Raw genomic sequence first — 14689 nt, 5'->3', positions numbered from 1 at the left:
GCGCCAGCACTTATCCACCCATTCCGCTAATGGCGTCACCCAGATGAAAGATGGGTAAATACATCGCCACCACCAGCACACCGACAATTGTTCCGGTTATCAACAGCAGGGCCGGCTCCAGTAACGTTGCCAGGTTTTCAGCCTGATAATGCGTCTGCTCGCTATGATGACGGGCGAGATTTTCCAGCATCGTATCCAGCGATCCGGATGCTTCACCGGTACGGATCAACTGCAGGCATAGCGTGGTAAAACCGCCGCTTCGTTCAAGAGCCTGCCAGATGGGGACTCCGTGGCTAATGTGCAGATGCGCCTGCTGGATCCGCTGGCGCCATAGCGGGCAGTTCAGCGTATCCTCGACGCTTTCCAGACCTTGCAGAAAGCTAATACCTACACTCTGGGTGAGTGCGAGCACGGTAAAGATCTGGCTAAGCCGCTGTCCGCGTTTTAGTTTTCCCACCACCGGAAGCGCGTGAAGCATTTTTTGTCGCTGTAGCAGCCAGTGCGGGCGGCGACGGGCTATCAGGTTAAGGACTACGGGTAGCACAATCGGCAGGATCAGCATTGGCCAGCCATAGCTAAGGCTCTCGCTGGCGTGAATAACCAGGCGCGTCAGCAGCGGTAGCGGTGTGTTGAAGGTTTGGTAAATCGCCGCAAACTCTGGCAGGACGAAGCACAGCATCGCCACCACCACCATCAGGGCCAGGCCCAGAATAACGGCCGGGTAGCGCACCGCTTTTTTCACTTTGTCCGCCAGCTGCTGCTGTTCCTGCTGCTGACGCGCCAGCTGAAGACAACAAAAATCCAGTTTACCGGTGAGTTCGCCGGTACGAATCATCGCCAGACTAAGCGGTGCAAAAGCCTGAGGCCACTTTTCCAGCGCGGCAGAAAGCGAGACCCCTTGCGCCAGATCCTGAGCCAGTGTGCGCAACAGCGCCTGCCATTGCGCGCTCGGTTGCTGCTGCGCCAGCAGCTCGAGTCCTTCAGCTAAAGAAAGCCCGGCCTGAAGGAGCACCGCCAGTTGGCGAACAACCTGACTGCCATAGCGCGGATGCCAGAGCGTGTTTTTGATCGCACAGCGGCGAATGGCCAGTGGAATAATGCGTTCATGCTGAAGCGCCTGGAATACTTCCAGTCGGCCAGGGTTCCACTGTGTCCCCTGACAAAATTGGCCCTGCATATCCACGCCTTGCCAGCGCCAGAGACGGTTAGCGGTCATGAGGGATCCCCAGTACGCGGATGATTTCTTCAAGGTTGGTCAGCCCTTGCTCGACCGCCAGACAGCCGCTTTCAAACAACGTCATCATTCCCGCTTCGCGTGCCAGAGATTCGATTTCCAGAGCGCTCAGGCCACGGGCAATCGCTTGACGTAGCGGGGCATTCACCGGCAATAGCTCAAATAGTGCCTGGCGACCATAGTAGCCGTGATAGCAATGCTGACAGCCTACGGCCTGCCAGCGCGGGAGAGGTCGGGGCCACAGGCGGCGCGGTATATCCATCGTCTTCCCGGTTTCACGGCGGCAGTGTACGCACAGTTTACGCACCAGGCGTTGAGCGATAACCAGAGACAGTGCAGAAGAGAGCATCCAGCCGGCAACGCCCATTTGCTGTAGGCGGGTGAGGGTTTCACTGGTGGAGTTGGTGTGCAGCGTCGAGAGGACCAGATGCCCGGTTTGCGCCGCTTTAATCGCAATCTCTGCGGTCTCCGCATCGCGAATTTCCCCGACCATCACAATGTCAGGATCCTGGCGTAACAGCGCGCGCAAAACGCTTTGAAAGGTCAGCCCGGCGCGGGGGTTGATTTGTGTCTGGTTCATTCCGGCTATCGGCATCTCCAGCGGATCTTCCACGCTACAAATATTGACCGCATCGTGGTTTCTGGTTTGCAGCGCGCTATAAAGGGTAACGGTTTTACCGCTACCGGTTGGGCCGGTAACCAGCAGCAGTCCCTGCGGCTGGTCGAGGGCCGAGCGAAACGCATTAAGCTGGTCTGACGAAAGTCCCAGCGCCCCCAGCTCGAGTGCCTGCTCGACCTGATGCAGTAAACGCAGCACGATTTTCTCCCCGTGGCGACAGGGAAGCGTGGCAATACGGAAAGAGACCGGTCGACCGGCAAGGGACAGGGTAAACTGGCCATCCTGTGGCAGGCGATGCTCGGCGATGTCCAGGTTGCCGAGCACTTTGAGCCGCGCGGCAACCGGGGCTGCGCGTTCAGGAGGAAGGGGTGAAAGTGCATGGAGCACGCCATCCACACGCAGGCGAATGCGCAGGTGATTTTCTTCGGGTTCAAAATGAATATCGGAAGCCCGCTGGCGTAGCGCTTGCTCAAGGATCTGCTGGACCTGCCCGATAACATCGGTCGCGGTATCGCTGTGGGCAGGGGGCGAGTCGTGGGCTGCCGCCTGCTGACGCTTATGCATCTGCTCCTGGCTCCAGCATTCGATATCGATTCGTTTCTGCGTAGCGAAACGCAGCGCCTCCATCAGTTCAGGCGTAGGAGCATCGACAACCGCGATAGCGATGGTTTGCTCATCGCTGTTCAACAGCAGCGCCTGATGGCGCTGGCAAAGGGAGATTAAGCGATCGGTTTTCATCGTGGCGGCCTCAGTTTATGCGGAACACATCTTCACAGGCCTGCTGGAGTGCACTGTTGCTGGCTATGTTGCAGATGCGCTGCCAGCCGGTGATACCGCTTGCGTTGTCCCAGGACGGCGTCAGGGTGACGCTCAGTCCGTTCAGGCTTTCTTGTCCGTTCAGCGTGACAATACCTCTCGCGACGCTCATGGTGGCGACGTAGCGCGTGGTCGCTGGAGAAGGGATGCCGTTGGCGCCGGCGTCACAGTTTGTCAGCCCGCCGTGTTCGAGCGCGCATAGTTCAATGGCCGTGCGGTACGGGACAAAGGTTTGCAGCATGTCGGTCAGGGCCGCTTTGCGCAGGTAGTTCTGATAAGCCGGAATGCCGATAGCGCTCAGAATGGCGATAATGCTGATGACCACCATCAGCTCGATCAGGGTAAATCCGCGTTGTCTGTCCATATATGCTCCTTGTGGTTAAGGAAGCACTGTGACGCGCTTGAGGGGCAGCGGCGAATGGCAAATGAAGAGGTGGGAAACGACCTTCCAGATTTTCTGGTGTTCTTGCACGCAGGAGAGTCAGAGATGCTTGCTGTCTCGCAAAAGAACGCCCCGACGCATTGTCGGCCCCGGGGCGGGCGATCAGCGAAAACGCATGGAGAGGTCCAGGGCGTGTACGTGCTTGGTCAGGGCGCCCACGGAGATGTAATCAACGCCGGTTTCGGCAAATTCGCGGATGGTTTTAAACGTGACGTTGCCGGACACTTCCAGCGCCGCCTTGCCGTTGGTCCGCTTCACTGCTTCACGCATCAGGTCGGTGGTGAAATTATCGAGCATAATGATATCCGCGCCGGCTTTAAGCGCTTCGTCCAGTTCATCAAGCGATTCCACTTCCACTTCCACCGGAACGTCCGGGTGCAGCCAGAAAGCTTTTTCCACCGCCTGACGCACTGAGCCTGAGGCAATAATGTGGTTTTCTTTAATCAGGAAGGCGTCGAATAAACCCAGACGGTGGTTGGCGCCGCCGCCGCACAGTACGGCATATTTCAGTGCGGTGCGCAGGCCTGGCAGCGTTTTACGCGTGTCGAGCAGCTGGGTTTTGGTTCCTGCCAGCAGTTCCACGTAGCGATGTACTTCGCTGGAGACCCCGGACAGGGTCTGCACGAAATTCAGCGCAGTACGTTCACCGGTCAGCAGCAGCCGGGAAGGCCCCTCCAGCTCAAACAGCGGCTGGTCCGCTTTGATGAGATCGCCATCTTCAACGTGCCAGGTGATGCTGACATCGTCGCCAGCCAGTTGAATGAAGACCTCTTCCACCCAGCGCTTACCGCAAAATACGCCGTCTTCGCGCGTAATAATGACCGCATGTGAGCGTGCGTCTTCCGGCAATAATTGGGCGCTAATATCGTTGTTGGCATTGACCTCGCCACCCAGATCTTCCCGCAGGGATTGGGCGACGGCATCGGTGATATCCAGGTTAATGCGTTCCAGCAGCGCGTCACGGCGGCGGTCGGGATTGTAGCGACGAGGCGACATGATAAAGCTCCAGATAGATAAGATTCAGCAGTGGGAAACATGCTAACCTGAACAGCGTTTCTACACCATACAGACTTCGCGCTTCGGGGCACCGCTGTATCGGCTATGTCTCTGCTTTTCAGCGATGATTTGTGGGTCGCTGGGCTGCAGGCTGAACGATTTTGTGTATGATAATCAGCATCCTTTGGGCCACGGGCGGCCCGGGAGCATGAGTTAGCGAAAGGAGATTCCGCATGCAGTTGAATGGGGGATGGCTGGTGGATGCGCGTCGGGTTCCTTCGCCGCACCATGATTGCCGCCCGGATGATGAAGCCCCTTCCTTACTGGTGGTGCATAATATTAGTCTGCCGCCGGGGGAATTTGGCGGCCCGTGGATCGATGCTTTATTCACCGGAACGCTCGATCCCAACGCTCATCCTTTCTTTGCGGAAATCGCGCACCTGCGCGTTTCAGCGCATTGTCTTATTCGTCGCGATGGCGAAATTGTGCAGTATGTTCCCTTTGATAAGCGCGCGTGGCACGCGGGGGTATCCAGCTATCACGGGCGTGAACGCTGCAATGATTTCTCTATCGGCATTGAGCTGGAAGGAACCGACACGCTGGCCTATACCGATGCGCAGTACCAGCAGCTGGTGGCGGTGACGCGGCAGCTAATCGCTTTGTACCCGGCCATCGCACACCATATGACTGGCCACAGCGATATTGCGCCAGTCCGAAAAACGGATCCCGGTCCGGCTTTTGACTGGGCAAAATTTCGCGGCCTGCTGGCCGCTTCGTCAGAAAAGGAGATGCCATGACGTTGTTTACTACGCTGCTGGTTCTCATCGCTGAGCGGCTGTTTAAGCTGGGTGAGCACTGGCAGCTCGATCACCGCCTGGAAGTGCTGTTTCGCCGGGTAAAACACTTTTCACTCCCTGCGACCCTGTTGATGACGGCGCTGGCCATGGCGGTGGTCTATCTTATTCAGCGCGTGCTGCACGGGGTGCTGTTTAACGTCCCGCTGCTGGTCTTCTGGATCTTGCTCGGCCTGCTGTGTATTGGCGCGGGCAGGGTACGGCTGCACTATCATGCGTATCTGAAAGCCGCATCACGCAACGATCGTCATGCCTGCGACGCAATGGCCAGCGAGCTGACGCTGATTCACGGCGTGCCGCCAGGCTGTGACGACCGCGAGTTTCTGAGCGAACTGCAAAATGCCCTGCTGTGGATTAACTACCGCTACTACCTGGCTCCGCTGTTCTGGTTTGTGGTTGGCGGGCCATGGGGGCCCATTACGCTGATTGGCTACTGTATGCTGCGCGCCTGGCAGACGTGGCTGGCACGTTATCAGACGCCGCGCCATCGCCTACAGTCGGGGATTGATGCCATTCTGCACGTGGTAGACTGGCTGCCGGTGCGTCTGGTCGGCGTGGTCTATGCGCTGGTGGGGCACGGTGAAAGGGCGTTGCCGGCCTGGTTTGCTTCTTTGGGCGATCGTCACTCGTCGCAGTACCAGGTTCTGACCCGACTGGCTCAGTTTTCGCTGGCGCGCGAACCGCATGTGGATAAGGTCGAGACGCCTAAAGCGGCGGTCTCAATGGCCAAAAAAACGTCGCTGGTGGTGGTCGTTATCATGGCGCTACTCACCATTTACGGTACCTTGATTTAAGCCCCGCCCGCCGCCGGGCGGGGGAGGGGATCAATACGTATCGGCAGGCGGGATGCCGAAGTCAGGCATCCCGTTTTCTTGCCAGCGAACCCGCTTGAGCCGCGTATGGCGATTCGGATCGTACAGCGGATCGCCTTCAATCCCGGTATAGTTCCGCGCATGGTAGACCAGCACATCTTCCCCTTCCGGCGTTTGCGTAAAACCGTTGTGGCCGGGGCCATACTGATGATTCTCATCGCTGGTGCGAAATACGGGCTCCGGCGATTTATGCCAGTTCTCCGGGCGCAGCGGGTCGGCCAGCAGGTCTATCCACAAGAGTCCCATGCAGTAGTTTTCATCGGTCGCGCTGGCGGAATAGCTGACAAACAGCTGCTCCCCGTGAACCAGAACCGCCGGGCCTTCATTGACCCGAAAACCGCGACATTCCCAGTCAAACTCCGGTTTGCTCAGCATTACAGGCTCACCTTTTAGCGTCCACGGGTTTGCCAGCTCCGCCAGATAGAGGTTGGAATTGCCTGCAATATGTGGAGCTTTCTGCGCCCACAGATACCACCGCCTGCCCTGATGCTGAAAGGTGGTGGCATCCAGCGCAAAGGTATCGAAGGGCGTTTTTACCTGACCTTTTTCAACCCACTGGCCGCTGAGCGGGTCGCTGTCGGCACATTCGAGGACAAACATCCGGTGCTGGAACATCCCGAGTTGGTCCAGGTCGTGGGTGTGAGCGGCGGCAAAATAGATATACCATTTCCCGTCAATTTCATGCAGTTCCGGTGCCCAGATGAGCTGGCTCATCGGGCCGCTCTCCGGTTTACGCCAGACCACCACCGGCGGCGCTTCGCGCAGGCCTTCCAGCGTCGCCGCGCGACGAATCTCCAGCCGGTCATATTCCGGGACCGAGGCGATAAAATAGTAGTGATCCTGATGGCGCAGAATATAGGGGTCCGCGCGTTGTTCAATAAACGGATTAGGCCAGTTGCTCATCAAGCTTTCCTTATGTGTTCACTGGTTTTGAGATCCTGCCAGGTATTGAGTTCCTCATAGTTAGCGCGACGTTTTTCCAGGTCCGCCTGGATTTGGCACATAAACTCGCGGTTGACCTTCAGCATCCGCACGACGCCTGCGGTAATCAGGTAGCCAATACCTGGAATGATGCTGAACAGCAGCACGATACCGTTTACCGCCGAGGCGCTCTGCTCTTTAGCACCGGCATCGTAACCGTACCAGGAGAGCAGGAAACCGACCATCGCGCCCGCTACCGCCAGCCCGACTTTCAGGAAGAAAAGATTACCGGAGAAGCTGATCCCGGTGATGCGTTTGCCGGTTTTCCACTCGCCGTAATCATCGACGTCAGCCATCAGGGACCAGTGCAGCGGCGACGGGATCTGATGCAGGATGTTGAGCAGGAAGTAGAGCACCATAATCATCATGGTGGCATGTGGGTCGAAGAAGTAGAACGCGCAGGAGAAAATCGCCAGGGCGATATTGGTCCAGAAGAAGACCTGCAGCTTACACCAGCGATCGGTCAGCACTTTTGCCAGCATACTGCCGATCATCATCCCGACGACGCCGAGGCTGATAAACAGCGTCGCAAAGTGGGTGCTTTGCTGCATGACCCAGGTCACGTAGTACATGGTGGCGGCCATGCGGATAAACCCGGGGCAGACGTTGCACAGCGTTAACAGCAGGATGCGAACCCACTGATCGTTTTTCCAGACGTCCTTAAAGTCTTGCTTCAGTTCATCATGAGTCTGCACAGCCGGGCGCACACGTTCACGGACGGTGGAAAAGCAGAATAAAAACATACACATACCAATTGCAGCCAGTACGGTTATCGCCATCTGATAACCTTTGGCTTTATCAGCGCCACCGAACCAGTCGGCCATCGGCAGCAGCGTCAGCGACAGCAGCAGCGTGGCAATACCGACCATAACAAAACGATACGACTGGCAGGCGACGCGCTCCTGCGGATCGTTAGTAATCACGCTGCCTAACGAGCAGTAGGGAATGTTAATCGCGGTATAGGTCAGCGAGAGCAGGAAGTAGGTGACGAAGGCATAGATAACTTTGCTGTGATAGGTCCATTCCGGCGTGGTGAACATCAGGACGCTGAACAGCGCGTAGGGGAAGGCCATCCACAGTAGCCACGGACGGAAGCGGCCATATTTACTGCGCGTACGATCGGCCATGGCGCCCATGATCGGGTCGGTCACAGCATCGATGACGCGTACGGAGAGTAGCAAAACGCCCACTAACGCTGGCGCGAGGCCAAAAATATCGGTGTAAAAGTAGTTAACAAACAGCATGATGGCGCCAAATATGATGTTGCATCCGGCATCGCCCATCCCATAGCCAATCTTTTCTCTCACTGAAAGTTTATTGCCTGCCATCTGGAGATCTCCCCGTTGCGGTATGGAGAGAATTATTTGCGCAATCACCGATAAATGCGTTGCAGTATCAGGTCGACGATATGGATAAAACGACTGTGGAAGGGAAAGTGTGAACCAGATAACAATGCTCTGTGCCCGCCATGACGGGACGGGCACAGAATAGGGAGATGTATTATTGTGCTTTTAGTGCGCTGGCGCTTTTCTGTTTAAACAGATAGCCGATACCCAGAATCGCAATCCATACCGGGATCAGGTAAACGGAAATCGCCATGCCCGGCGTCATCAGCATAATCACCAGCACCGCCACCATGAACAGCAGGCAGACCCAGTTGCCGACCGGGTAAAACAGCGCCGGGAAGCGTGAAACCACACCCTGCTGCTGCTTAGCGCGACGGAACTTCATATGCGCCAGGCTAATCATCGCCCAGTTAATCACCAGCGCGGAGACCACCAGCGCCATGAGCAGGCCAAAGGCCGACTCCGGTGCGAAGTAGTTAATCAGGACGCACAGCGCGGTGACCACGGCAGAGACCAGAATGGTATTGACCGGCACGCCGCGCTTATCAACGCTCATCAGCGCTTTCGGGGCGTTCCCCTGCTGGGCCAGACCGAACAACATGCGGCTGTTGCAGTATACGCAGCTGTTATACACGGACAGTGCAGCGGTCAGTACCACGACGTTCAGGGCGTTGGCCACAAAGGTATCACCCAGCTCGTGGAAGATCAGCACGAACGGACTGGTGTCTGCGGTGACGCGCGTCCACGGCAGCAGTGAAAGCAGAACGGCCAGCGAGCCCACATAGAAAATCAGGATACGGTAGATAACCTGGTTGGTGGCTTTTGGGATGCTCTGTTCCGGATTATCCGCTTCAGCAGCCGTGATCCCGACCAGCTCCAGACCACCAAATGAGAACATGATAATCGCCATCATCATCACCAGCCCGGTGAAGCCATGCGGCAGGAACCCGCCCTGGTCCCACAGGTTGCGTACGGTTGCCTGCGGGCCGCCGTTGCCGCTGAACAGCAGCCAGCCGCCAAACAGAATCATCGCCACAACGGCCACCACTTTAATAATGGCGAACCAGAACTCCATTTCACCAAACACTTTCACGTTGGTCAGGTTAATAGCATTGATGGCAATAAAGAACACCGCAGCGGACACCCAGGTTGGGATTTCGGGCCACCAGAACTGAATATATTTCCCGACGGCGGTCAACTCGGCCATGGCCACCAGAACGTACAGTACCCAGTAGTTCCAACCGGAAGCAAAGCCGGCAAAACCGCCCCAGTATTTATACGCAAAATGACTGAATGAACCTGCCACCGGCTCTTCTACGACCATCTCACCCAGCTGACGCATGATCAGGAAGGCGATAAAACCGGCGATCGCATAGCCCAGAATAATCCCGGGGCCGGCGGACTGAATAACGGATGCACTGCCCAGAAACAGGCCGGTGCCGATAGCGCCGCCCAGAGCAATAAGCTGAATATGGCGGTTTTTCAGGCCGCGCTTGAGCCGATCGCCATGCTGTTGACCTTCCATCATGAAACCTCGTGTGTGGTTATTATGTTTATACGCGTCGTCCTTCAGGCTACTGCTTCGTTGTCTGTCCCTGCCAGATAGCATAGCTATCTAAATTCACGGGCGTTTTGGTCAGCTCTGTCCTGATTGATTCAGCTTACATATTGTTGTGTGGTGTAATTGCGAAATTCCGTTTTCGTATTGATTTCTTTACGGAAGGCGAAACATAAAAACACCAAAAGGCCTTTCGTCTCACCGAGAATAGTGATAAGCGCGAGTGAATGCACCTGCTTTATGAAGGGATGATGACGAAGCGAGCAAAAAGAAACCATTTGTAAATAGCAGGCCGGTGAAAGCAATTCGCCTGAGGTGGCTGGATATTCACTATTTATGAATAATTAATTGAGTTTTGCTGAGTTGAATCGGTTCAGATAGCCTAATTTTTCGTTTCATAAACGTTAACGCTACCTCTTATGGGGTAAACACATCATTTGTGTGAAGTTACAATTCTGAAATGTTATTTCTGTAAGGTTGTTAAAATGTGCGTGGTTTCCTGATTTCAATCAAAACCTGTATGGACAGAAGGTGAATACTTTGTTACTTTACCGCTACGAACTGCGAATTGGTAAGACCAATTGACTACGGGCTAATGGCAGAGACAGGGAATATGGCCTACAGCAAAATCCGCCAACCAAAACTATCTGATGTGATAGAGCAGCAGCTTGAGTTTTTAATCCTTGAGGGGACCTTACGCCCCGGTGAAAAACTCCCGCCTGAACGCGAACTGGCCAAACAGTTCGACGTTTCCCGCCCCTCGCTGCGTGAGGCGATTCAACGCCTCGAAGCCAAGGGCTTGTTGCTTCGTCGCCAGGGCGGTGGAACTTTTGTACAGAGCAGCCTGTGGCAGAGCTTCAGCGACCCGCTGGTCGAGCTACTGTCCGATCACCCTGAATCCCAATTTGATCTGCTGGAAACCCGCCACGCGCTGGAAGGCATCGCGGCTTATTACGCGGCGCTACGCAGCAATGATGCTGACCGCGAACGTATTCGCGAGCTGCATCAGGCTATCGAACGGGCTCAGCAGTCTGGCGACCTTGACGCCGAATCTGACGCCGTCGTCCAGTATCAAATTGCCGTCACCGAAGCGGCGCACAATGTCGTGCTGCTCCATCTGCTACGCTGCATGGAGCCGATGCTCGCGCAAAACGTTCGTCAGAACTTTGAATTGTTGTATGCCCGTCGGGAGATGCTTCCGCAGGTCAGCAATCATCGCACTCGTATTTTCGAGGCGATAATCGCCGGAGAGCCGGAGCAGGCGCGTGAAGCGTCGCATCGACACCTGGCGTTCATTGAAGAAATTTTGCTGGATCGTAGCCGTGAGGAGAGTCGTCGAGAACGCTCACTGCGTCGTTTACAGCAACGGAAAGATGAGAACTCCGGTTCTTAAGCGCCATTTTTAGAGCGCGGCAACTAAACGCAGAACCTGTCTTATTGCACTTTTAGTTGTTCAAAATAATTTTGGATGTATCGCGGCGGCAAGCGCGCGAATTCCCTGGAGCATAGTGAACTATGTGACAGGGATGAGGAAGCGCAGCCAACAAAGATACAGCCGGAAGTATGAAGAACAAAGAGTGCAATGGGACAGGTTCCAGATTAATCAACGATTAGATAGATAAGGAATACCCCCCATGTCAGAACGTTTACCAAATGACGTGGATCCGATCGAAACTCGCGACTGGCTACAGGCGATCGAATCGGTCATCCGTGAAGAAGGTGTTGAGCGTGCTCAGTATCTGATTGACCAACTCCTTTCTGAAGCCCGCAAAGGCGGGGTGAAGGTTGCTGCTGGCACATCTACAGGCAGTTACGTCAACACTATTGCCGTTGAAGACGAACCGGAATATCCGGGGAATCTGGATCTGGAACGTCGAATTCGTTCTGCGATTCGTTGGAACGCCATCATGACCGTTCTGCGCGCATCGAAAAAAGATCTGGAACTGGGTGGCCACATGGCTTCCTTCCAGTCCTCCGCAACGTTCTATGAAGTGTGCTTTAACCACTTCTTCCGTGCGCGCAACGAGCAGGATGGCGGCGACCTGGTTTACTTCCAGGGCCACATTTCTCCGGGCGTATACGCACGTGCGTTCCTCGAAGGCCGTCTGACCGAAGAGCAGATGAACAACTTCCGTCAGGAAGTTCACGGTAACGGTCTGTCCTCTTATCCGCACCCGAAACTGATGCCGGAATTCTGGCAGTTCCCGACCGTCTCCATGGGTCTGGGCCCAATCGGCGCTATCTATCAGGCGAAATTCCTCAAGTATCTGGAACACCGCGGTCTGAAAGACACCTCTAAACAAACCGTTTATGCCTTCCTGGGCGACGGCGAGATGGACGAGCCGGAATCTAAAGGCGCTATCACCATCGCGACCCGTGAAAAACTGGATAACCTGGTCTTCGTCATCAACTGCAACCTGCAGCGTCTGGACGGCCCGGTCACCGGTAACGGCAAAATCATTAACGAGCTGGAAGGTATCTTCGCCGGTGCCGGCTGGAACGTTATCAAGGTTATCTGGGGCGGTCGTTGGGATGAGCTGCTGCGTAAAGACACCAGCGGTAAGCTGATTCAGCTGATGAACGAAACCGTTGACGGTGACTACCAGACCTTCAAATCCAAAGATGGCGCGTACGTTCGCGAGCACTTCTTCGGTAAATATCCGGAAACCGCCGCGCTGGTTGCCGACTGGACTGACGAGCAGATCTGGGCTCTGAACCGCGGTGGTCACGATCCGAAGAAAGTCTTTGCTGCACTGAAAAAAGCGCAGGAGACCAAAGGCAAAGCGACCGTTATCCTGGCACATACCATTAAAGGGTATGGCATGGGCGATACCGCTGAAGGTAAAAACATCGCTCACCAGGTGAAGAAAATGAACATGGACGGCGTTCGCTATGTTCGCGATCGTTTCAATGTTCCGGTTGCCGATGCGGATATCGAAAAACTGCCGTACGTGACCTTCCCGGAAGGCTCCGAAGAGCATACCTATCTGCACGCTCAGCGTCAGAAACTGCACGGCTATCTGCCGAGCCGTCAGCCGAACTTCGATGAGAAGCTGGAGCTGCCGACCCTGGAAGATTTTGCTCCGCTGCTGGAAGAGCAGAACAAAGAAATTTCTACCACTATCGCGTTCGTTCGTGCCCTGAACGTGATGCTGAAGAACAAGTCCATCAAAGACCGCCTCGTGCCGATCATCGCCGATGAAGCGCGTACCTTTGGTATGGAAGGCCTGTTCCGTCAGATTGGTATCTACAGCCCGAACGGCCAGCAGTACACCCCGCAGGACCGTGAGCAGGTTGCTTACTACAAAGAAGACGAAAAAGGTCAGATCCTGCAGGAAGGGATCAACGAACTGGGCGCAGGCGCATCCTGGCTGGCGGCGGCAACGTCTTACAGCACCAACAACCTGCCGATGATCCCGTTCTACATCTACTACTCCATGTTCGGGTTCCAGCGTATCGGCGACCTGTGCTGGCAGGCTGGCGATCAGCAGGCTCGCGGCTTCCTGGTCGGCGGGACTTCCGGTCGTACCACGCTGAACGGTGAAGGTCTGCAGCACGAAGATGGCCACAGCCATATTCAGTCTCTGACTATTCCGAACTGTATCTCTTACGATCCGTCTTACGCGTACGAAGTTGCAGTCATCATGCACGATGGTCTGGAGCGTATGTACGGTGAGAAACAAGAGAACGTTTACTACTACATCACCACGCTGAACGAAAACTACCACATGCCGGCGATGCCAGCAGGTGCCGAGGAAGGTATCCGTAAAGGTATCTATAAACTCGAAACCGTTGAAGGTAGCAAAGGTAAAGTTCAGCTGCTGGGCTCCGGTTCTATCCTGCGTCACGTTCGTGAAGCAGCGCAGATCCTGGCGAAAGACTACGGCGTGGGCTCTGACGTGTACTCCGTCACCTCCTTCACCGAACTGGCCCGTGATGGTCAGGACTGTGAGCGCTGGAACATGCTGCACCCGCTGGAAACTCCGCGCGTTCCGTACATCGCTCAGGTGATGAACGACGCTCCGGCTGTAGCATCAACCGACTATATGAAACTGTTCGCCGAGCAGGTCCGTACTTATGTACCGGCTGACGACTACCGCGTGCTGGGTACTGATGGCTTCGGACGTTCCGACAGCCGTGAGAACCTGCGTCACCACTTCGAAGTTGATGCTTCTTATGTGGTGGTAGCGGCACTGGGCGAACTGGCTAAACGTGGCGAAATCGATAAGAAAGTGGTGGCAGATGCCATCATCAAATTCAACATCGATGCAGAAAAAGTTAACCCGCGTCTGGCGTAAGAGGTAAAAGAATAATGGCTATCGAAATCAATGTACCGGACATCGGGGCTGATGAAGTTGAAATCACCGAGATCCTGGTCAAAGTAGGCGATAAAGTTGAAGCCGAACAGTCGCTGATCACTGTAGAAGGCGATAAAGCTTCTATGGAAGTCCCGTCTCCGCAGGCTGGCGTCGTAAAAGAGATCAAAGTCTCTGTCGGCGACAAAACTGAGACCGGCAAACTGATCATGATTTTCGATTCCGCCGACGGTGCAGCTGATGCTGCACCTGCCAAGGCAGAAGAGAAGAAAGAAGCGGCCCCGGCAGCAGCACCTGCTGCAGCGGCGGCAAAAGACGTTCACGTACCGGATATCGGCGGCGACGAAGTTGAAGTCACTGAGATCATAGGTTAAAGTGGGCGATACCGTTGCGGCTGAACAGTCCCTGATCACCGTAGAAGGCGATAAAGCCTCTATGGAAGTTCCGGCGCCGTTCGCGGGTACCGTGAAAGAGATCAAAATCAACACCGGCGACAAAGTGTCTACCGGCTCGCTGATCATGGTCTTCGAAGTGGCTGGTGCAGCACCTGCTGCGGCCCCGGCACAGGCAGCCGCTCCGGCCGCTGCCGCGGCACCGGCGGCAGCAGCTGGCGCGAAAGACGTTCACGTACCGGACATCGGCGGTGATGAAGTCG

11 protein-coding genes and 1 pseudogene are annotated in these 14689 nt (G+C 55.5%); 5 read left to right on the top strand and 7 right to left on the bottom strand.

Going from position 1 to position 14689, the window contains the following annotated elements; all coding sequences use genetic code 11:
* Positions 1–10 precede the first annotated feature (10 nt).
* The 4 genes from hofC to nadC form a co-directional block, all read right to left on the bottom strand.
* A complete protein-coding gene (hofC, locus tag GRPL_RS24880; RefSeq protein WP_032698154.1) occupies positions 11–1216 on the bottom strand; it encodes a protein transport protein HofC in 1206 nt (401 codons plus the stop codon).
* Positions 1206–2591 (bottom strand): type II secretion system protein GspE, encoded by a 1386-nt coding sequence (gene gspE, locus GRPL_RS24885; RefSeq protein ID WP_032689471.1) that lies wholly within the window; start codon positions 2589–2591, stop codon positions 1206–1208. Before gspE ends, hofC begins: the two co-directional genes overlap by 11 nt.
* A gap of 10 nt (positions 2592–2601) precedes the next feature.
* Entirely contained in the window at positions 2602–3033 is a 432-nt protein-coding gene (ppdD, locus tag GRPL_RS24890) for a prepilin peptidase-dependent pilin (protein WP_032698152.1), read from the bottom strand.
* A gap of 180 nt (positions 3034–3213) precedes the next feature.
* Entirely contained in the window at positions 3214–4107 is an 894-nt protein-coding gene (gene nadC, locus GRPL_RS24895; protein WP_004857908.1) for a carboxylating nicotinate-nucleotide diphosphorylase, read from the bottom strand.
* Between the two features lie 233 nt (positions 4108–4340).
* Between nadC and ampD the strand changes: the two genes are divergently transcribed.
* Complete coding sequence (gene ampD / locus GRPL_RS24900; protein ID WP_032698151.1) at positions 4341–4904, top strand: 1,6-anhydro-N-acetylmuramyl-L-alanine amidase AmpD; 564 nt, start codon at positions 4341–4343, stop codon at positions 4902–4904.
* The gene (ampE, locus tag GRPL_RS24905; protein ID WP_032698150.1) at positions 4901–5755 is read left to right on the top strand and encodes a beta-lactamase regulator AmpE; all 855 of its coding nucleotides are present in this window, start codon (positions 4901–4903) and stop codon (positions 5753–5755) included. Before ampD ends, ampE begins: the two co-directional genes overlap by 4 nt.
* A gap of 30 nt (positions 5756–5785) precedes the next feature.
* Here ampE and GRPL_RS24910 read toward each other — a convergent pair whose 3' ends face one another.
* From GRPL_RS24910 to aroP, 3 genes are all read right to left on the bottom strand, one after another.
* Positions 5786–6736, bottom strand: a complete 951-nt coding sequence (locus GRPL_RS24910; RefSeq protein WP_032689467.1) for a glycoside hydrolase family 43 protein — start codon at positions 6734–6736, stop codon at positions 5786–5788.
* Positions 6736–8142: a glycoside-pentoside-hexuronide (GPH):cation symporter gene (locus GRPL_RS24915; protein ID WP_032698149.1), complete on the bottom strand. Its 1407-nt coding sequence runs from the start codon at positions 8140–8142 to the stop codon at positions 6736–6738. Before GRPL_RS24915 ends, GRPL_RS24910 begins: the two co-directional genes overlap by 1 nt.
* A gap of 172 nt (positions 8143–8314) precedes the next feature.
* Complete coding sequence (gene aroP / locus GRPL_RS24920) at positions 8315–9688, bottom strand: aromatic amino acid transporter AroP (RefSeq protein ID WP_162180053.1); 1374 nt, start codon at positions 9686–9688, stop codon at positions 8315–8317.
* A gap of 643 nt (positions 9689–10331) precedes the next feature.
* Here aroP and pdhR point away from each other — a divergent pair.
* From pdhR to GRPL_RS26355, 3 genes and pseudogenes are all read left to right on the top strand, one after another.
* Entirely contained in the window at positions 10332–11111 is a 780-nt protein-coding gene (gene pdhR / locus GRPL_RS24925) for a pyruvate dehydrogenase complex transcriptional repressor PdhR (RefSeq protein WP_004857919.1), read from the top strand.
* 241 nt (positions 11112–11352) lie between these two features.
* Positions 11353–14016: a pyruvate dehydrogenase (acetyl-transferring), homodimeric type gene (aceE, locus tag GRPL_RS24930; RefSeq protein WP_032689465.1), complete on the top strand. Its 2664-nt coding sequence runs from the start codon at positions 11353–11355 to the stop codon at positions 14014–14016.
* 14 nt (positions 14017–14030) lie between these two features.
* Positions 14031–14689, top strand: a pseudogene (locus GRPL_RS26355) (biotin/lipoyl-containing protein); the annotation flags it as partial.

This window comes from Klebsiella planticola ATCC 33531, from assembly GCF_000735435.1.
Taxonomy (GTDB): Bacteria; Pseudomonadota; Gammaproteobacteria; order Enterobacterales; family Enterobacteriaceae; genus Klebsiella; species Klebsiella planticola.
The sequence above is the reverse complement of the archived record's forward strand: the minus strand, read 5'-3'. Positions and strand labels throughout refer to the sequence as shown.